Here is a 17,735-nt window from a genome sequence, read left to right as displayed (position 1 = left end):
TCATTGATATGGTTTTTTGGAGTTTGCTTACATGGCAACGATTAATCAGTTGGTGCGTAAGCCTCGTAAGCGCAAGGTAGCCAAGAGCGATGTTCCTGCTCTCCAGGCCTGCCCTCAGCGCCGTGGTGTGTGCACTCGTGTTTACACCACAACGCCGAAGAAGCCGAACTCAGCACTGCGTAAAGTGTGCCGTGTTCGTCTGACCAACGGCTACGAGGTTTCCTCATACATTGGTGGTGAAGGTCACAACCTTCAGGAGCACAGTGTTGTGCTTATCCGAGGCGGTCGAGTAAAAGACCTTCCGGGTGTGCGCTATCACACTGTTCGCGGAACGCTGGACACCCAGGGTGTACAGAACCGTAAGCAGGGCCGCTCCAAGTACGGTGCAAAACGACCCAAGTCCTGATGTCCCGAGCGGGTGTCTTTTATCGTTGCTTGTCAGAACGGTGAGAGTAAGGCTGAGTAGCATTTGCTATCTCAGGGGTTCCTGAAGACCTTTTAGATATATAAGGGCTTATCGATGCCTAGAAGAAGAGTTGCAGCTAAACGGGAAATTATCCCGGATCCGAAATTCGGCAGTGCACGTCTTGCCAAGTTCATTAACCACGTGATGGAAAGTGGCAAGAAGTCTACCGCAGAGCGCATTGTTTACGGCGCTCTTGAAATTGTTGCCGAGAAATCCAAAGAAGAGCCGATCGACATGTTCGAGAAGGCCCTGGAGAACATCCAGCCGATGGTTGAGGTTAAGTCCCGTCGTGTGGGTGGTGCTACTTACCAGGTGCCTGTCGAAGTACGGCCTTCCCGTCAGAACGCGCTGGCTATGCGCTGGCTCGTAGAATATTCACGGAAGCGCGGTGAGAAGTCCATGGCTCAGCGTCTGGCTGGTGAAATCCTGGACGCCGCTGACAGCAAAGGCTCCGCTGTTAAGAAGCGTGAAGATGTTCACCGCATGGCAGAAGCCAACAAGGCGTTCTCTCACTTCCGTTTCTAATCAGCCGAGGTTTATACAGTGGCACGCAAGACTCCTATCAAGCGTTACAGAAACATTGGTATTTGTGCGCACGTTGATGCGGGCAAAACCACGACCACCGAGCGGGTACTGTTCTATACAGGTATTTCCCACAAGATCGGTGAAGTTCATGATGGTGCAGCTACCATGGACTGGATGGAGCAGGAGCAGGAGCGTGGTATTACCATCACCTCTGCTGCGACTACGACATTCTGGCAGGGTATGGACAAGCAGTACCCGGAGCACCGGATCAACATCATCGACACCCCGGGGCACGTTGATTTCACTATCGAAGTAGAGCGCTCCCTGCGCGTACTCGACGGTGCGGTTGTCGTGTTCTGTGGTTCCTCCGGTGTTGAGCCGCAGTCCGAGACTGTATGGCGTCAGGCCAACAAGTACGAAGTTCCCCGCATGGTGTTCGTCAACAAGATGGACCGTGCCGGCGCAAACTTCCTGCGTGTTGTCGAGCAGATCAAGAAGCGTCTGGGCGCAAACTGCGTTCCCATTCAGCTGCCGATCGGCTCTGAAGACAATTTCGCCGGTATCGTTGATCTGATTCGTAACAAGGCCATCTACTGGAACGAAGCTGACTCTGGTGCGACCTACGAGCAGAAGGACGTTCCTGCGGAAATGGAAGAAGAAGTCGCCATGTACCGCGAGCAGATGGTTGAAGCTGCTGCAGAGGCCAACGAAGAACTGATGGAGAAGTACCTCGAAGAGGGTGAGCTGTCCATCGAAGAAATCAAGAAGGGTCTGCGGATGCGCACCCTGGCCAACGAAATCGTTGTTGCAACCTGTGGTTCTGCGTTCAAGAACAAGGGTGTTCAGGCGGTTCTTGACTCCGTTGTCGAGTTTCTGCCGGCGCCGGACGAAGTCAAGGCCATTCGTGGTGAAGTTGACGAAGATGGTACCGAAGAGCTTCGTGAGGCCGATGACGACGCGCCCTTCGCGGCACTGGCGTTCAAGATTGCTACTGACCCGTTTGTCGGTACGCTGACTTTCTTCCGGGTTTACTCCGGTAAGCTTGAGTCCGGTAATGCCGTTTACAACTCGGTCAAGGGGAAGAAAGAGCGCGTCGGCCGTATGGTTCAGATGCACTCCAAGGATCGTCAGGAAATCAAAGAGGTTCTGGCGGGCGACATCGCTGCAGCTATCGGTCTGAAAAGTGTGACTACCGGTGACACGCTGTGCGACGAGAATCACAAGATCATTCTCGAGCGCATGGAGTTCCCGGAGCCGGTTATCTCTGTTGCCGTTGAGCCGAAGTCCAAGGCGGACCAGGAAAAGATGGGTGTAGCTCTGGGCAAGCTGGCTCAGGAAGATCCGTCGTTCCGCGTGCGTACCGACGAGGAATCCGGTCAGACGATCATCTCTGGCATGGGTGAGCTTCACCTGGACATCATCGTTGACCGTATGCGTCGCGAGTTCAAGGTAGAGGCGAACATTGGTAAGCCGCAGGTTGCGTACCGCGAATGCATCCGCAAGCCGGTAGATGTCGAAGGCAAATTCGTGCGTCAGTCCGGTGGTCGTGGTCAGTACGGTCACGTCAAGCTGAAGCTTGAGCCGCTGCCGCTGGATGATGAAGATGGCGAAAACTTTATCTTCGTGAATGAAATTGTTGGTGGTGTTGTTCCCAAGGAATACATCCCGGCAGTTCAGCAGGGTATTGAAGAGCAGATGCAGAACGGCTGTCTGGCTGGTTATCCGCTGCTGCGTATCAAGGCAACCCTGTACGACGGTTCCTATCACGACGTCGACTCGAACGAGATGGCTTTCAAGGTCGCTGGTTCCATGGCAATGAAGAAGGGTGCCCTCGAGGCGAGCCCGGCACTGCTCGAGCCGATCATGCGTGTTGAAGTTGTGACGCCGGAAGATTACATGGGTGATGTTGTAGGCGACCTGAACCGTCGTCGTGGCGTTATCCAGGGCATGGACGAAGGTCCTGCCGGTAAGGTCATCCGTGCAGAGGTTCCGTTGTCGGAAATGTTCGGTTACGCCACCGACCTGCGTTCTGCAACGCAAGGCCGGGCGTCCTATGCGATGGAGTTCTCTGGTTATTCAGAGGCACCTTCGAACATTGCCGAAGCGATCATTAAAAAGGGTTGATCCCCAGGACTTAAGAAACAGGAAGAGGTGTAACCGTGTCTAAATCTAAATTTGAGCGTAATAAGCCGCACTTGAACGTAGGTACCATTGGTCACGTTGACCATGGTAAAACCACTTTGACTGCTGCCCTGACCCGTGTATGTCACGAAGTTTGGGGTACAGGCTCTGCGAGTGCCTTCGACCAGATCGATAACGCACCGGAAGAGCGTGCGCGTGGTATTACCATCGCGACCTCCCACGTTGAGTACGATTCCCCGAAGCGTCACTACGCTCACGTAGACTGCCCGGGCCACGCTGACTATGTGAAGAACATGATCACTGGTGCGGCGCAGATGGACGGCGCGATCCTGGTTTGCTCCGCAGCTGACGGCCCCATGCCGCAGACCCGTGAGCACATCCTGCTGTCCCGTCAGGTTGGCGTACCTTTCATCGTTGTGTTCCTGAACAAAGCGGACATGGTAGACGATGAAGAGCTGCTCGAGCTGGTTGAGATGGAAGTTCGTGACCTGCTGAGCCAGTACGACTTCCCGGGTGACGACACTCCGATCATCACCGGTTCTGCGCTGATGGCGCTGGAAGGCAAAGACGACAACGAGATGGGTACTACCGCTGTCAAGAAGCTGGTAGAAGCTCTGGATGACTACATCCCTGAGCCGGAGCGTGCGATCGATCAGCCGTTCCTGATGCCGATCGAGGACGTCTTCTCTATCTCTGGTCGTGGTACTGTTGTGACCGGCCGTGTTGAGCGTGGCGTTATCAAGACTGGTGACGAAGTGGAAATCGTTGGTATCAAGGATACCGTGAAGACCACTTGTACAGGTGTTGAGATGTTCCGCAAGCTGCTGGACGAAGGCCGTGCCGGTGAGAACATTGGTGCGCTGCTGCGTGGTACCAAGCGTGACGACGTTGAGCGTGGTCAGGTTCTGTGTGTGCCGGGCTCCATCAAGCCGCACACCAAGTTCGAGTGCGAAGTGTACGTACTGTCCAAAGAAGAAGGTGGTCGTCATACTCCGTTCTTCAAGGGCTACCGTCCGCAGTTTTACTTCCGTACCACCGACGTAACCGGTTCTTGCGAACTGCCGGAAGGTGTGGAAATGGTTATGCCGGGTGACAACGTCAAGATGAGTGTTACCCTGATTGCTCCGATCGCCATGGAAGATGGTCTGCGCTTCGCGATTCGTGAAGGCGGCCGTACCGTTGGTGCCGGCGTAGTCTCCAAGATCATCGAGTAATCTGCTCGTTTGATCAGGAAAAAAGGGGCTGATTCTTCAGCCCCTTTTTCTGTTTCAGCCGCAAAGCCAGCCTGACCCGGTCAACCAGTATTGCTGTTGACAGGGTTGGGTATTATGCATACAATGCGGCTCCTTTTTTTGAAGGTCGGCTAACTAGTAGCTGCTACGAGTGGAGTTTGGTGCATCATGCAAAGCCAAAAAATTCGAATCCGGTTGAAGGCGTTTGATTATCGCCTGATCGACCAGTCCACGCAGGAGATCGTCGATACCGCCAAGCGGACCGGCGCTCAGGTGCGTGGCCCTATCCCTCTGCCGACGCGGAAGGAAAAGTACACGATATTGATCTCTCCGCACGTCAACAAGGACGCGCGCGATCAGTATGAAATTCGTACGCATAAGCGTTTGCTCGACATCGTTGAGCCGACGGAAAAGACAGTAGATGCTCTGATGAAACTGGACCTGGCAGCAGGTGTAGACGTTCAGATCAGCCTCGGCTAATACCGCCCGGTATTAGTCTGTGTAACTGTCATAAGGCCATAGAGGGTGAGAGCCCCGTACACTTAAGAGGTGAAACATGGCAATTGGTGTTGTCGGTCGTAAGGCCGGTATGACCCGTATTTTTACGGAAGATGGGCAGGCGCTGCCCGTAACGGTAATTGAGGTTGAGCCCAACCGCATTACCCAACTGAAAACTCTTGAAAGCGATGGCTACCGTGCCGTTCAGGTGACTGTCGGTACTCGTCGTTCCTCTCGTGTTACCAAGAGCGAGGCGGGCCACTTTGCCAAGGCAGGTGTTGAAGCCGGTCGTGGTATGTGGGAATTCCGTCTTGCTGATGGCGAAGGTGAAGACCTGGCCGCCGGTGGCGAGATTACGGCTTCTGTATTCGAAGACGGTCAGGTGGTAGATGCCATCGGTCAGTCCAAGGGTAAGGGCTTCCAGGGCGGTGTTAAGCGCTGGAACTTCTCCATGCAGGATGCCACTCACGGTAACTCTCTGTCTCACCGTGCTCCGGGTTCCATTGGTCAGAACCAGACTCCGGGCAAGGTATTCAAGGGCAAAAAGATGGCGGGCCAGATGGGTAATGCTCAGGTGACTGTGCAGAACCTGAAAATCGTCCGTGTCGACGCCGAGCGCAACCTGCTGCTGGTAAGTGGTGCCGTTCCCGGCGCAACTGGCGGCGATGTTGTCATCAAGCCTGCAGTTAAAGCCTGAGGAGCGGTGCGATGGAATTGACTATTACAGGTAGCGGCAAGGGAATTTCTGTTTCCGACGCTGCATTCGCCAAAGATTTTAACGAGTCGCTGGTTCACCAGGTAGTGACTGCCTACATGGCAGGCGCCCGCCAGGGTACCAAGGCTCAGAAGACGCGTTCCGAAGTAAGCGGTGGCGGTAAGAAGCCATGGCGTCAGAAGGGCACCGGTCGTGCCCGTGCCGGTACTATCCGTAGTCCGATCTGGCGCTCCGGTGGCGTTACCTTTGCAGCCAAGCCTCGTGGCTTCGAGCAGAAGGTAAACCGCAAAATGTACCGCGCAGCGATGCGCTCCATTTTTTCCGAGCTGGTTCGCCAAGAGCGTCTGGTTGTTGTTGACGACATGAACGTTGACAGCCCGAAGACCAAGGCATTCAACGCCAAGCTGAAGGATATCGGTGTGACCAATGCGCTGATTCTGTCCGACAACGTCGAGCAGAACCTGCATCTGGCCTCGCGCAACATTCCGCACGTTGACGTGCGTGATATTGCCGGTCTGGATCCGGTTAGCCTGGTTGCCTTCGAGAAGGTCGTTGTGACCGTTCCCGCTCTGAAGAAGATCGAGGAGATGCTGGGATGAATCAGGAACGTATTTACAAGGTCCTGCTGGGGCCGCACGTATCGGAAAAAGCGTCTCTGGCAGCAGAGCGTGGCCAGGTAGTGTTTCGTGTAGCACCTGATGCCACCAAGCCCGAGATCAAAAAAGCCGTTGAGCAGCTGTTCAACGTCACCGTAGAAGGTGTTCAGGTTCTGAACCGTAAGGGTAAGCTCAAGCGCACTATCCGCGGGTTCGGCAAGCGTAATGACATTCGTAAGGCTTACGTAAAGCTGGCAGAAGGTCAGGACATCGATTTTCTGGATGTGGAATAAGGTAAAGGGGTCGTAATATGCCGATCGTCAAAACCAAACCAACATCTGCCGGACGCCGTCACGTTGTAAAGCTTTACAACCCGGATCTGCACACTGGGCGCCCCTACGAGCCGTTGGTAGAAAGAAAGAACAAGACGGGTGGTCGTAACAATGTAGGCCGCATCACAACCCGTCACACGGGTGGTGGCCACAAGAAGCACTACCGTGTCATCGATTTCAAGCGGACCAAAGATGGTATCCCGGCGGTCATTGAGCGCCTGGAGTACGATCCGAACCGCTCTGCGCACATCGCACTGCTGAAGTATGCCGATGGCGAGCGTCGTTACATTATCGCTCCCAAAGGTATGCAGATTGGTGACCCTGTGCGCTCCGGTATCGACGCGCCAATCAAAGTGGGTAGCACGCTTCCGCTCCGGAATATTCCGGTCGGTTCTGTGATCCACTGCGTCGAACTCAAGCCTGGCAAAGGTGCACAGCTGGCTCGCTCTGCGGGCGCATCCGTACAGCTGGTTGCCCGGGAAGGTGCATATGCCACCATCCGCCTGCGCTCAGGTGAAATGCGTAAGGTGCTTGTTGACTGTCGCGCAACGTTGGGTGAAGTGTCCAACAGCGAACACAGCCTCAAGCAGCTTGGTAAAGCGGGTGCATCACGTTGGCGCGGCAAACGGCCAACAGTACGTGGTGTTGCTATGAACCCAGTTGACCACCCACATGGTGGTGGTGAAGGGCGTACCTCTGGCGGGCGTCACCCGGTTACTCCGTGGGGTGTTCCGACCAAAGGGCATAAGACTCGTAAGAACAAGCGTACTGACAAGATGATAGTACGTCGTCGTTCGGCCAAGTAAACGACTACATAGAGGTAATTGCTGTGCCACGTTCTTTGAAGAAAGGTCCTTTTATAGACCTGCATCTGTTGAAGAAGGTCGAGGCAGCTCTGGAAGCTAACGACAAGCGGCCGATCAAAACCTGGTCCCGCCGGTCGACAGTCTTTCCGGAGATGGTAGGCCTGACCATTGCAGTCCACAACGGCAAGCAGCACGTGCCGGTTTATGTCACCGAAGATATGGTTGGACATAAGCTGGGTGAGTTCGCGGCAACGCGTACTTATCGTGGTCATGCGGCCGACAAGAAAGCTAAACGCTGATTCTGAGGTAATCAAAATGGAAGTAGCAGCCAAGTATAAGGGCGCTAACCTCTCAGCTCAGAAAGCACGTCTTGTCGCTGACCAAGTACGTGGCAAGGCTGTTGAGGATGCCCTGAACATTCTGACTTTCAGCCCGAAGAAGGCGGCGGTCGTGATCAAGAAAGCTCTTGAGTCCGCCATCGCCAACGCTGAGCACAACGAAGGTCTGGACGTTGACGAACTGCGGGTTTCCACCGTGATGGTGGATGAGGGTCCGACGCTCAAGCGAATCAAAGCTCGAGCCAAGGGGCGCGCTGACCGTATTTTCAAGCGCACCTGCCATATCACCGTCAAGGTCGCCGACAAGTAGGAGATGCTCAGATGGGTCATAAAGTAAATCCAACCGGCATTCGCCTGGGTGTGATCAAAGAGCACAACTCAGTCTGGTATGCCGACAAAAAGGAATACTCCAAGAACCTGCTTAATGATATTCAGGTTCGCGAGTTCCTCGACAAGCGTCTGGTTAAGGCGTCTGTCAGCAAGATTGTGATCGAGCGCCCTGCTCAGAACGCCCGTATCACGATCCATACTGCCCGTCCCGGTATTGTTATCGGTAAGAAGGGTGAAGATGTTGATCGTCTGCGTCGCGAAGTCAGCGACATGATGGGTGTGCCTGTGCACATCAACATCGAAGAAGTCCGCAAGCCGGACCTCGATGCCCGCCTGGTAGCGCAAAACGTTGCCGGCCAGCTGGAGCGTCGTGTGATGTTCCGTCGCGCTATGAAGCGTGCGGTCCAGAACGCCATGCGCCAGGGTGCCAAGGGTATCAAGATCCAGGTTGGCGGTCGTCTCGGGGGTGCTGAAATCGCGCGTTCCGAGTGGTATCGCGAAGGTCGTGTTCCGCTGCACACACTGCGTGCAGATATTGATTACGCAACCTACGAAGCGCATACCACTTACGGCGTAATCGGCGTCAAGGTATGGATCTTCAAAGGTGAGATTCTTGGTGGTATGGAGCAGGTCCGTGCTGACAAGAAAGCCTCTGGGAAGAAAGGTTCTAAGTAAAGGGGCACTCTTATGCTGCAACCAAAACGCACCAAATTCCGCAAGGTAATGAAAGGCCGTAACACCGGTCTTGCTCACCGCGCCAACAAGGTGAGCTTCGGTGAATACGGATTGAAGGCTACGAGCCGTGGGCGTATAACTGCGCGCCAGATTGAGGCAGCGCGTCGTACCATGACTCGTCGCATCAAGCGGGGCGGTAAGATCTGGATTCGGGTGTTCCCGGACAAGCCGATCACCGGTAAGCCGCTTGAAGTTCGAATGGGTAAAGGTAAGGGTTCTGTCGAGTATTGGGTGGCTGAAATCCAGCCTGGCCGCATGCTCTACGAGATGGAAGGTGTTTCCGAGGAAATCGCTCGTGACGCATTCACTCTCGCGGCGGCCAAACTGCCGGTACAGACCACCTTTGTAACGAGGACGGTGATGTGATGAAAGCAACAGAGCTGCGTGAAAAGTCAGTCGAGGAGCTGAACAAAGAGCTGATCGACCTCCTGAAGGAGCAGTTCAACCTGCGCATGCGCAAGGCGACAGGTCAGCTGAATCAGTCTCACCTTCTCGGCAAGGTGAAGCGCGACATCGCTCGCGTGAAAACAGTATTGAACGAAAAGGCAGGACAGTGACATGACCGAAGCTACCCAAACTGCCAGAACTCTGAGCGGCAAGGTCGTGAGCAACAAGATGGAGAAGTCCATCGTGGTGCTGGTCGAGCGTCAGGTGAAACACCCGCTGTACGGTAAGTACATGAAGCGTTCAACCAAGATCCACGCTCACGATGAGAGCAATCAGTGCAACATCGGTGACACTGTGACCATTCAGGAAACCCGTCCGGTCTCCAAGACCAAGAGTTGGGCCCTGGTGGAAGTTACCGAACGTGCATCCAAGGTGTAACGCCGGAGAACAACCATGATTCAGACTCAAACAATGCTTGAAGTCGCGGATAACAGCGGTGCGCGTCAGGTGATGTGCATCAAGGTCCTGGGCGGTTCACATCGGCGTTATGCCAGCGTAGGGGATATCATCAAGGTGACCGTCAAGGAAGCCATCCCCCGCGGTAAGGTGAAGAAAGGCCAGGTCCTGAAAGCTGTCGTGGTGCGCACTCGCAAGGGTGTTCGTCGTCCCGACGGTTCGCTGATCCGTTTCGACGGAAACGCGGCAGTACTTCTGAACAATCAGGACGCTCCTATTGGTACCCGTATCTTCGGACCGGTTACCCGTGAACTGCGTAATGAGAAGTTCATGAAAATTATCTCACTGGCACCCGAAGTACTTTAAAGGACCAGAGGCCGGTTATGAAAAAGATCAAACGAGATGACGAAGTAATCGTCACCACGGGGAAAGATAAGGGCAAACGTGGTAAAGTCCTGAAGGTTCAGGACGATGGCCGCATGGTGGTTTCTGGGATCAATATGATCAAGAAGCACACTAAGCCGAACCCGATGCTGGGCTCCCCAGGTGGCATCGTCGAAAAAGAAGCACCTATCCAGGCTTCCAACGTGGCTATTTTTAATCCGCAGACCGGCAAAGCCGATCGTGTAGGCTTCCAGATCAAGGAAGACGGCGCGAAAGTGCGGATCTTCAAGTCCACGAATGAAGCTGTCGATAACCAGTAAGCGGTGGTGGTTACGATGCTTAACATGAAAGAGCAGTACAGTAAGGAAGTGGTACCCGCCCTGCAGAAAGAGTTCAGCTACAAGAACATCATGCAGGTGCCGCGTATCGAAAAGATCACCCTTAACATGGGTGTCGGCGAAGCGGTTGGTGACAAGAAGCTGATTGAGAATGCTGTGGCGGATCTCGAGCGCCTGGCAGGTCAGAAAGCGGTTGTTACCAAGGCTCGTAAATCCGTCGCGGGTTTCAAAATCCGTGAAGGTTGGCCTATCGGTTGTAAAGTTACCCTGCGCGGCGAGCGCATGTGGGACTTCTTTGATCGTCTGGTTCACATTGCGGTTCCCCGCATTCGTGACTTCCGCGGTCTGAATCCCAAATCGTTCGACGGTCGCGGTAACTACAGCATGGGTGTGCGTGAGCAGATCATTTTCCCTGAGATCGAGTACGACAGAGTCGACAAGATCCGTGGTCTGGATATCACCATTACCACCACTGCCGGTACCGACGATGAAGGTCGCGAACTGTTGAAAGCCTTTGGCTTTCCGTTCAAGAAATAAGGAACGAGTGTAATGGCTAAGGTTTCCATGAAAAACCGTGAGCTCAAGCGCGAGAAGACCGTTGCGAAGTTTGCAGCGAAGCGTGCCGAGCTCAAGGCGATTATCAAGAACCCGAATACCAGCGATGATGACCGTTGGGACGCACAGATGAAGCTTCAGCAGCTTCCTCGCGATGCTTCTCCTTCGCGTCTTCGTAATCGTTGCCAGGTGACTGGTCGTCCCCACGGCGTTCTGCGCAAGTTTGAGCTGTCACGGATCAAACTCCGTGAATACGGCATGCGCGGTGACGTTCCGGGCCTGACCAAGGCAAGCTGGTAAGATAGGCACCCTGACCTCGGTCGGGTGCCTGTTGGTAAGCGGTGCGGCAAGCCGCTGCACAACTAAAAAGATCAGGAGCCTCATACCAATGAGTATGCAAGACACGCTTGCGGATATGTTTACCCGTATCCGTAATGCACAGATGGCATCGAAAGCAGACGTTACGATGCCGTCTTCAAAAATGAAGATCTCCGTAGCTCAGGTCCTTAAGGACGAAGGTTACGTCGACGATTTCTCCGTTTCAGCCGACGCGAAGCCCGAGCTGACGATTACTCTGAAATACTTCGGTGGCAAGCCGGTTATTGAAGAGATCAAGCGGGTCAGCCGTCCGAGTCTGCGCCAGTACAACGGCGCTGGGGAACTGCCGAAAGTATCCGGTGGTCTGGGAGTCGCGATTGTCTCAACGTCCAAGGGCGTTATGACAGACCGCGCCGCACGAGCTGCTGGCGTGGGTGGCGAAGTCATCTGCACCGTATTCTAGGAGATACACATGTCCAGGGTTGCCAATAATCCTGTCGTGCTGCCTTCCGGTGTTGAGGTTAAGCTGAACGGACAGGAAATTAGTGTGAAGGGTTCCAAGGGAGCGCTTCAAATCACCATTCACCAAGCGGTTGAAGTAAAGCAGGAAGAGAATGTTCTGCGCTTTGCTGCCCGCGATGGTGCTACCAAGTCCCGCGCTCTTGCTGGTACTACTCGTGCACTGGTCAACAACATGGTGACCGGTGTTTCCACAGGCTGGGAACGTAAGCTCCAGCTGACGGGCGTAGGTTACCGTGCCCAGGCGCAAGGTAAGAAGCTCAATCTGACTCTGGGTTTCTCACACCCGGTTGAGTATGAGCTGCCCGAGGGGATTACCGCAGAAACTCCGTCCAATACGGAAGTTGTGATTCGCGGTATCGACAAGCAACAGGTTGGCCAGGTCGCTGCGGAAGTCCGCGCGTTCCGTCCGCCCGAGCCTTATAAGGGTAAGGGTGTTCGTTATGCGGATGAGCAGGTCAGACGCAAAGAAGCCAAGAAGAAATAAGGCGGGACTATGAGCGCGAATAACGAAAGATTGCGTCGCGCACGCAAAGTGCGCATGAAGATCCGTGAACTGGGTACCAATCGTCTGTGCGTTCACCGCACACCGCGTCACATGTATGCCCAGGTCACAACTGCAGACGGCAGCAAGGTGCTGGCTTCTGCCTCCACGTTGGATAAGGAACTGCGCCAGGGTGCAACCGGTAACGTGGACGCTGCCAAAAAGGTCGGTCAGCTGATCGCTGAGCGTGCCAAGGCAGCAGGTGTTGAGCAGGTTGCTTTTGACCGCTCCGGTTACCGTTATCACGGCCGTATTCAGGCTCTGGCCGACGCAGCCCGTGAAGCTGGCTTGCAATTCTAAGAGGTGGAGAAGATGAGCGTTAACGAACAGAAGGCGCCTGAGCTCCAGGAAAAGCTGGTTCAGGTCAATCGTGTCGCCAAGGTTGTTAAAGGTGGCCGTATTTTCGCCTTCACCGCACTGACTGTAGTGGGTGATGGTAAAGGTCGCGTTGGTTTCGGTCGGGGCAAGGCGCGTGAAGTGCCGGTTGCCATCCAGAAGGCCATGGAAGCTGCACGCAAGAACATGGTAGAAGTTCCGCTTGACGGTACTACCCTGCAATACCCGGTCAAGGCTCAGCATGGCGGCTCCAAGGTCTACATGCAGCCTGCGTCCGAAGGTACTGGTATCATCGCCGGCGGTGCGATGCGCGCAGTACTGGAAGTGGCGGGTGTTCAGAACGTACTGTCCAAGTGTTACGGGTCTACCAACCCGGTGAACGTTGTACGTTCCACCATCAAGGGTCTCCAGGCAACTCAAGCGCCTGAAGATATTGCAGCCAAGCGCGGTAAGACCGTGGAAGAGATTCTGGGTTGAAGTCATGGCGAACGCAAAAACGATCAAAGTAACTCTGACCCGCAGCCCCATCGGCTGCCAGCCCAAGCACAAGTTGTGTGTGAAGGGCCTGGGTCTTCGTAAAATCGGTCACACCGTGGAAGTGGAAGATACCCCTTCCATCCGCGGCATGATCAACCGGGTAGATTACCTGGTTCGGGTTGAGGAGAACTAAGATGCGTCTGAACGAACTTAGTCCGGAACCCGGTTCACGCCAGGCCCCCAAGCGGGTCGGTCGTGGTATCGGTAGCGGTCTCGGTAAAACCGGCGGTCGTGGTCACAAGGGTCTGAAAGCCCGCTCTGGCGGCAGTGTAGCGCCCGGTTTCGAGGGTGGTCAGCAGCCGTTGGCCCGTCGTCTGCCGAAGTTTGGCTTCACTTCCCGTCAGCAGCGCTACGTTGCTGAAATTCGCCTGAACGAGTTGGCGAAGGTTGAAGGCGATGTGGTGGATCTGGAAGCCCTGAAAAAGGCGGACATTATTCGCGGGGAGATTCGCGAAGCCAAGGTTATCTTGTCCGGCGAACTGAGCCGTGCGGTAACTGTGAAGGGACTTCGGGTAACCAAAGGCGCGCGCGAGGCAATTTCTGCCGCGGGTGGTAAAGTCGAAGACTAAGGCGAGTCGAGGACTAAATGGCCAAGAACGCATCATTGCCTGCGGGCGCGGGTAAAGGACTGGCAGAGCTGCGATCGCGGCTCTGGTTTGTCTTCCTGGCATTGCTGGTGTACCGGATTGGTGCCCACATTCCGGTGCCGGGTATCAACCCCGACCGTCTGGCGGCACTGTTTGAACAGAACCAGGGCACAATCCTGAGCATGTTCAACATGTTTTCCGGTGGTGCGCTTGAGCGCATGAGTATCTTCGCTCTCGGTATCATGCCGTACATTTCGGCCTCTATCATCATGCAGCTCATGACTGCGGTTAGTCCGCAGCTTGAGCAGCTGAAGAAAGAAGGTGAGGCTGGCCGTCGAAAGATCAGCCAGTACACACGGTATGGTACGGTTATCCTGGCCCTGGTTCAGGGTTTTGGTATTTCTGTCGGTCTGGCATCTCAGGGTGTCACCTTCAATGACAGCTTCAGCTTCCACTTTGTAGCGGTTGTGTCATTCGTGAGTGGTGCCGTGTTTATGATGTGGCTTGGCGAGCAGATCACCGAGCGGGGTGTCGGTAACGGCATTTCGCTGCTGATCTTCGCCGGTATTGTCGCCGGGCTTCCCGGTGCGATCGGTCAGACGCTCGAGCAGGCCCGAAATGGTGAGATGAGCCTGCTGGTCGTGCTCGGTATTGGTGTTCTTGCGGTTGCTGTTATCGGCTTCGTGGTCTTCATGGAGCGCGGGCAGCGCAGGCTGACAATCAATTACGCCAAGCGGCAACAGGGTCGCCGGGTGTTCGCCCAGCAGTCCAGTCACCTTCCCCTGAAGGTAAATATGGCCGGTGTTATTCCGCCCATCTTTGCGTCTTCCATTCTGCTCTTCCCGGCATCGCTGGGGCAGTGGTTTGGTCAGGGTGAGGGTATGGAATGGCTGAGCGATGTATCCCAGGCCCTGGCGCCGAGCCAGCCGTTGTACATTATCCTGTTTGCGGCAGCAGTGGTCTTCTTCTGCTTCTTCTATACAGCCCTGATGTACAACCCGAAAGAAGTTGCGGATAACCTCAAGCGCTCTGGAGCGTTTATTCCGGGCATTCGTCCTGGTGATCAGACTGCCAAGTATATCGATGGTGTTCTGACCCGTCTGACGCTGTTCGGTGCAATGTACATTGCAGCAGTCTCCCTGTTCCCTCAGTTCCTGATGGTGGCGGGGAATGTACCGTTCTATCTGGGTGGTACGTCTCTGCTGATTGTTGTAGTCGTGGTGATGGATTTCATGGCTCAGGTTCAGTCGCACCTGATGTCCCATCAGTATGAATCACTGATGAAGAAGTCCAATCTCAAGGGCTATGGTCGGAACGGTTAATCCCGTTCCCCTTGAAAACTGGAGTCGACAATGAAAGTACGCGCTTCGGTAAAGAAAATTTGCCGTAACTGCAAAGTAATTCGTCGCAATGGCTCGGTACGAGTCATTTGCTCGGAGCCTCGTCACAAGCAACGCCAGGGTTGATTCCGAGAGGAATCGTTCCTGACATTGTAGGGTTTCGGAATGATGGCGCTTGACTCCGTGCGGGGTCAGGCGCTATTATTTCGCGCCCTTTTTGTGGCGGAAAATTCACACAGCAAAGCTTTGAACGCGGAGTAATTTGGATGGCACGTATAGCCGGTGTCAATATACCCGATCACAAACATGCTGTTGTCTCGCTGACCTACATCTTTGGTGTTGGCAAGACCACAGCCCAGAAGCTTTGCGACGCAACCGGTGTCAAGCCGGACCTTAAGGTCAAAGACCTGAGCGACGAGCAGCTTGAAGCACTTCGTACTGAAGTGGGCAAGGTGTCTGTCGAAGGCGATCTGCGTCGTGAAGTACAGATGAACATCAAGCGTTTGAAGGATCTCGGATGTCACCGTGGTCTGCGTCATCGTCATGGCCTTCCGGTCCGTGGCCAGCGCACCAAGACCAACGCACGCACCCGTAAAGGTCCACGCAAACCTATTCGTAAGTAACAGGTAGGCAAACATGGCAAAGCCAGGTACACGTACCCGTAAAAAGGTGAAAAAGACGGTTGTTGATGGCGTCGCGCACATTCACGCGTCCTTCAACAACACTATCGTGACCATTTCTGACCGTCAGGGCAACGTCCTGTCCTGGGCCACTTCTGGTGGTTCCGGTTTCCGTGGGTCACGCAAGAGTACACCTTTTGCTGCGCAGGTAGCAGCTGAAAGAGCCGGTAATGCGGCTGCTGAATACGGCCTTAAAAACCTGGACGTAGAGGTTAAGGGTCCTGGGCCCGGACGTGAATCTGCAGTTCGCGCGCTGAATGCGTGTGGCTACAAGATCACCAACATCACAGATGTGACGCCGATTCCCCACAACGGCTGTCGTCCGCCCAAGAAGCGCCGCGTCTAACACAGGAGACAGTGAATTATGGCTCGTTATATAGGCCCGAAGTGCAAGCTGTCTCGTCGTGAAGGGACAGATCTTTTTCTGAAGAGCGGTGTTCGCGCGCTCGATTCCAAGTGCAACATCGAGACTCCGCCGGGTATGCACGGCGCGCGTCGCGGTCGTCTGTCCGAGTACGGCGTACAGCTTCGTGAGAAACAGAAAGTTCGTCGTATCTACGGCGTTCTCGAGAAGCAGTTCCGCAACTATTACAAAGAGGCTGCCCGAGGCAAAGGTGCAACTGGTGAAAACCTGTTGCAGCTGCTGGAAGGTCGTCTCGATAACGTTGTATACCGCATGGGCTTTGGTTCTACCCGTGCAGAATCCCGTCAGCTCGTCTCTCACAAGGCGATCCTGGTGAATGATAAGCCGGTTAACATTCCGTCCTATCAGGTCCGTCCGGGTGATGTCGTGAGCGTGCGTGAAAAGGCGAAGAACCAGCTGCGTGTCAAGGGCGCGCTGGATCTGTCTGCAAGCCGTGCACCGGTGAGCTGGGTAGAGGTCGACGCCAGCAAGATGTCCGGCGTTTACAAGTCAGTACCCGAGCGTACTGAACTGCCGGCCGACATCAACGAGAACCTCATCGTCGAGCTTTACTCTAAGTAAAGCCCAGTTAGCAACGATAGCAGATAGGGGCGTCTATGCAGCGTTCAGTACATGAGTTATTGACACCTCGTACCATTGACGTGAAGGAATCAAGCGCCACACGTGCCAAGGTTACGCTTGAGCCTCTGGAAAGGGGCTTTGGCCATACCCTGGGCAGTGCACTGCGCCGGATTCTCTTGTCTTCGATGCCAGGCTGCGCTGTGACTGAAGCGCAGATTGACGGTGTCCTGCACGAGTACAGCGCCATTGAGGGTGTCCAGGAAGACGTCATTGAGATTCTCCTGAATCTTAAGGGCGTTGCCGTAAAAATGAACGGTCGGGACGATGCCGAGCTTACGCTCAGCAAGAAAGGCCCGGGCGTTGTGACAGCCGGTGATATCAAGCTGGATCATGACGTTGAGATTGCTAACCCGGAGCACGTGATCTGTCACCTTAGCGAGAATGGTGAAGTGAACATGCGTCTCCGTGTTGCACGCGGTCGCGGCTATGAGCCGGCGGACCAGCGCGGTCTTGACGAGGACGAAACTCGCGCCATCGGACGCCTGCAGCTGGATGCAACATTCAGCCCGGTTCGTCGTGTGGCCTACGCCGTGGAAAGTGCACGGGTAGAGCAGCGGACCGATCTGGACAAGCTGGTTATCGACCTGGAGACCAATGGCACCATCGACCCGGAAGAAGCAATTCGCCGGGCGGCCACCATCCTCCAGCAGCAACTGGCGGTGTTTGTCGATTTCGATCATGAGAAAGAGCCCGAGCGCGTTGAGGAAGAGGAAGAAATTGATCCGATCCTGCTGCGTCCGGTAGATGATCTGGAATTGACAGTGCGTTCAGCTAACTGCTTGAAGGCTGAGAACATTTACTACATCGGCGATCTTATCCAGCGCACAGAAGTTGAGCTGTTGAAGACGCCTAACCTTGGTAAAAAGTCGCTGACCGAGATCAAGGACGTTCTGGCGTCCCGTGGTCTGTCACTGGGCATGCGTCTTGATAACTGGCCGCCGGCTAGCCTTCGTGGCGACGACCGGGTTCTGGGCGGTTAATCGCCGATTAGTTT

Annotated in this window: 31 protein-coding genes; all 31 read left to right on the top strand. The window is 54.8% G+C overall.

The window, feature by feature from the left end; translation table 11 throughout:
* Window positions 1-31 precede the first annotated feature (31 nt).
* The 31 genes from rpsL to CFB02_RS11805 all read left to right on the top strand — a co-directional run bounded on the left by rpsL (window position 32) and on the right by CFB02_RS11805 (window position 17,721).
* Window positions 32-406, top strand: coding sequence for a 30S ribosomal protein S12 (rpsL, locus tag CFB02_RS11955; RefSeq protein ID WP_008174844.1), 375 nt, complete (start codon window positions 32-34; stop codon window positions 404-406).
* A 114-nt stretch (window positions 407-520) separates the two neighbouring features.
* Window positions 521-991 (top strand): 30S ribosomal protein S7, encoded by a 471-nt coding sequence (rpsG, locus tag CFB02_RS11950; RefSeq protein WP_088558164.1) that lies wholly within the window; start codon window positions 521-523, stop codon window positions 989-991.
* Window positions 992-1,009: 18 nt separating this feature from the next.
* Window positions 1,010-3,115, top strand: a complete 2,106-nt coding sequence (gene fusA / locus CFB02_RS11945; protein WP_088558163.1) for an elongation factor G — start codon at window positions 1,010-1,012, stop codon at window positions 3,113-3,115.
* Between the two features lie 35 nt (window positions 3,116-3,150).
* Window positions 3,151-4,347, top strand: a complete 1,197-nt coding sequence (gene tuf, locus CFB02_RS11940) for an elongation factor Tu (RefSeq protein WP_088558162.1) — start codon at window positions 3,151-3,153, stop codon at window positions 4,345-4,347.
* A 186-nt stretch (window positions 4,348-4,533) separates the two neighbouring features.
* The gene (rpsJ, locus tag CFB02_RS11935; RefSeq protein WP_077529290.1) at window positions 4,534-4,845 is read left to right on the top strand and encodes a 30S ribosomal protein S10; all 312 of its coding nucleotides are present in this window, start codon (window positions 4,534-4,536) and stop codon (window positions 4,843-4,845) included.
* A 76-nt stretch (window positions 4,846-4,921) separates the two neighbouring features.
* Window positions 4,922-5,560, top strand: a complete 639-nt coding sequence (gene rplC, locus CFB02_RS11930; RefSeq protein ID WP_008174858.1) for a 50S ribosomal protein L3 — start codon at window positions 4,922-4,924, stop codon at window positions 5,558-5,560.
* Window positions 5,561-5,571: 11 nt separating this feature from the next.
* Window positions 5,572-6,177, top strand: coding sequence for a 50S ribosomal protein L4 (gene rplD / locus CFB02_RS11925; RefSeq protein WP_008174860.1), 606 nt, complete (start codon window positions 5,572-5,574; stop codon window positions 6,175-6,177).
* Complete coding sequence (rplW, locus tag CFB02_RS11920; RefSeq protein WP_008174862.1) at window positions 6,174-6,467, top strand: 50S ribosomal protein L23; 294 nt, start codon at window positions 6,174-6,176, stop codon at window positions 6,465-6,467. The genes rplD and rplW overlap by 4 nt, the downstream gene beginning before the upstream one ends.
* Window positions 6,468-6,484: 17 nt before the next feature.
* Window positions 6,485-7,312 (top strand): 50S ribosomal protein L2, encoded by an 828-nt coding sequence (gene rplB, locus CFB02_RS11915; RefSeq protein WP_069185080.1) that lies wholly within the window; start codon window positions 6,485-6,487, stop codon window positions 7,310-7,312.
* A gap of 23 nt (window positions 7,313-7,335) precedes the next feature.
* On the top strand, window positions 7,336-7,611 hold the full coding sequence (rpsS, locus tag CFB02_RS11910; protein ID WP_007154011.1) for a 30S ribosomal protein S19: 276 nt from the start codon (window positions 7,336-7,338) through the stop codon (window positions 7,609-7,611).
* Between the two features lie 16 nt (window positions 7,612-7,627).
* Window positions 7,628-7,960: a 50S ribosomal protein L22 gene (gene rplV, locus CFB02_RS11905; protein ID WP_008174870.1), complete on the top strand. Its 333-nt coding sequence runs from the start codon at window positions 7,628-7,630 to the stop codon at window positions 7,958-7,960.
* Window positions 7,961-7,971: 11 nt separating this feature from the next.
* The gene (gene rpsC, locus CFB02_RS11900; protein ID WP_008174872.1) at window positions 7,972-8,655 is read left to right on the top strand and encodes a 30S ribosomal protein S3; all 684 of its coding nucleotides are present in this window, start codon (window positions 7,972-7,974) and stop codon (window positions 8,653-8,655) included.
* Between the two features lie 12 nt (window positions 8,656-8,667).
* On the top strand, window positions 8,668-9,081 hold the full coding sequence (rplP, locus tag CFB02_RS11895; protein ID WP_008174875.1) for a 50S ribosomal protein L16: 414 nt from the start codon (window positions 8,668-8,670) through the stop codon (window positions 9,079-9,081).
* Window positions 9,081-9,272 (top strand): 50S ribosomal protein L29, encoded by a 192-nt coding sequence (gene rpmC, locus CFB02_RS11890; RefSeq protein ID WP_008174877.1) that lies wholly within the window; start codon window positions 9,081-9,083, stop codon window positions 9,270-9,272. Before rplP ends, rpmC begins: the two co-directional genes overlap by 1 nt.
* A 1-nt stretch (window position 9,273) precedes the next feature.
* Entirely contained in the window at window positions 9,274-9,540 is a 267-nt protein-coding gene (gene rpsQ, locus CFB02_RS11885) for a 30S ribosomal protein S17 (protein ID WP_008174879.1), read from the top strand.
* Window positions 9,541-9,555: 15 nt separating this feature from the next.
* Window positions 9,556-9,924: a 50S ribosomal protein L14 gene (gene rplN / locus CFB02_RS11880; RefSeq protein WP_007154005.1), complete on the top strand. Its 369-nt coding sequence runs from the start codon at window positions 9,556-9,558 to the stop codon at window positions 9,922-9,924.
* A gap of 17 nt (window positions 9,925-9,941) precedes the next feature.
* Window positions 9,942-10,262, top strand: coding sequence for a 50S ribosomal protein L24 (rplX, locus tag CFB02_RS11875; protein WP_008174881.1), 321 nt, complete (start codon window positions 9,942-9,944; stop codon window positions 10,260-10,262).
* Window positions 10,263-10,277: 15 nt separating this feature from the next.
* The gene (rplE, locus tag CFB02_RS11870) at window positions 10,278-10,817 is read left to right on the top strand and encodes a 50S ribosomal protein L5 (RefSeq protein WP_088558161.1); all 540 of its coding nucleotides are present in this window, start codon (window positions 10,278-10,280) and stop codon (window positions 10,815-10,817) included.
* Window positions 10,818-10,829: 12 nt separating this feature from the next.
* The gene (gene rpsN, locus CFB02_RS11865) at window positions 10,830-11,135 is read left to right on the top strand and encodes a 30S ribosomal protein S14 (RefSeq protein ID WP_008174884.1); all 306 of its coding nucleotides are present in this window, start codon (window positions 10,830-10,832) and stop codon (window positions 11,133-11,135) included.
* Window positions 11,136-11,223: 88 nt separating this feature from the next.
* Window positions 11,224-11,616, top strand: a complete 393-nt coding sequence (rpsH, locus tag CFB02_RS11860) for a 30S ribosomal protein S8 (protein WP_008174886.1) — start codon at window positions 11,224-11,226, stop codon at window positions 11,614-11,616.
* A gap of 9 nt (window positions 11,617-11,625) precedes the next feature.
* A complete protein-coding gene (rplF, locus tag CFB02_RS11855; protein WP_008174888.1) occupies window positions 11,626-12,159 on the top strand; it encodes a 50S ribosomal protein L6 in 534 nt (177 codons plus the stop codon).
* A 9-nt stretch (window positions 12,160-12,168) separates the two neighbouring features.
* Window positions 12,169-12,516 (top strand): 50S ribosomal protein L18, encoded by a 348-nt coding sequence (gene rplR / locus CFB02_RS11850; protein ID WP_041341459.1) that lies wholly within the window; start codon window positions 12,169-12,171, stop codon window positions 12,514-12,516.
* 12 nt (window positions 12,517-12,528) lie between these two features.
* A complete protein-coding gene (gene rpsE, locus CFB02_RS11845) occupies window positions 12,529-13,029 on the top strand; it encodes a 30S ribosomal protein S5 (protein ID WP_008174892.1) in 501 nt (166 codons plus the stop codon).
* Between the two features lie 4 nt (window positions 13,030-13,033).
* Window positions 13,034-13,222, top strand: coding sequence for a 50S ribosomal protein L30 (rpmD, locus tag CFB02_RS11840; protein WP_012139786.1), 189 nt, complete (start codon window positions 13,034-13,036; stop codon window positions 13,220-13,222).
* 1 nt (window position 13,223) lies between these two features.
* Window positions 13,224-13,658, top strand: coding sequence for a 50S ribosomal protein L15 (gene rplO, locus CFB02_RS11835; RefSeq protein ID WP_088558160.1), 435 nt, complete (start codon window positions 13,224-13,226; stop codon window positions 13,656-13,658).
* A gap of 17 nt (window positions 13,659-13,675) precedes the next feature.
* A complete protein-coding gene (gene secY / locus CFB02_RS11830) occupies window positions 13,676-14,998 on the top strand; it encodes a preprotein translocase subunit SecY (RefSeq protein ID WP_008174899.1) in 1,323 nt (440 codons plus the stop codon).
* 30 nt (window positions 14,999-15,028) lie between these two features.
* Complete coding sequence (gene rpmJ, locus CFB02_RS11825) at window positions 15,029-15,142, top strand: 50S ribosomal protein L36 (RefSeq protein ID WP_008174902.1); 114 nt, start codon at window positions 15,029-15,031, stop codon at window positions 15,140-15,142.
* A gap of 140 nt (window positions 15,143-15,282) precedes the next feature.
* Window positions 15,283-15,639, top strand: a complete 357-nt coding sequence (rpsM, locus tag CFB02_RS11820; protein WP_008174904.1) for a 30S ribosomal protein S13 — start codon at window positions 15,283-15,285, stop codon at window positions 15,637-15,639.
* Window positions 15,640-15,652: 13 nt separating this feature from the next.
* The gene (gene rpsK / locus CFB02_RS11815) at window positions 15,653-16,042 is read left to right on the top strand and encodes a 30S ribosomal protein S11 (RefSeq protein WP_007153992.1); all 390 of its coding nucleotides are present in this window, start codon (window positions 15,653-15,655) and stop codon (window positions 16,040-16,042) included.
* Between the two features lie 18 nt (window positions 16,043-16,060).
* Window positions 16,061-16,681: a 30S ribosomal protein S4 gene (rpsD, locus tag CFB02_RS11810; protein WP_088558159.1), complete on the top strand. Its 621-nt coding sequence runs from the start codon at window positions 16,061-16,063 to the stop codon at window positions 16,679-16,681.
* Window positions 16,682-16,716: 35 nt separating this feature from the next.
* The gene (locus tag CFB02_RS11805; protein ID WP_008174911.1) at window positions 16,717-17,721 is read left to right on the top strand and encodes a DNA-directed RNA polymerase subunit alpha; all 1,005 of its coding nucleotides are present in this window, start codon (window positions 16,717-16,719) and stop codon (window positions 17,719-17,721) included.
* The last annotated feature ends 14 nt before the right edge of the window (window positions 17,722-17,735 follow it).

Origin of the sequence: Marinobacter sp. es.042 (assembly GCF_900188315.1) — a bacterium.
GTDB lineage: Bacteria > Pseudomonadota > Gammaproteobacteria > Pseudomonadales > Oleiphilaceae > Marinobacter.
This window is presented reverse-complemented; position numbering and strand designations above follow the sequence as displayed.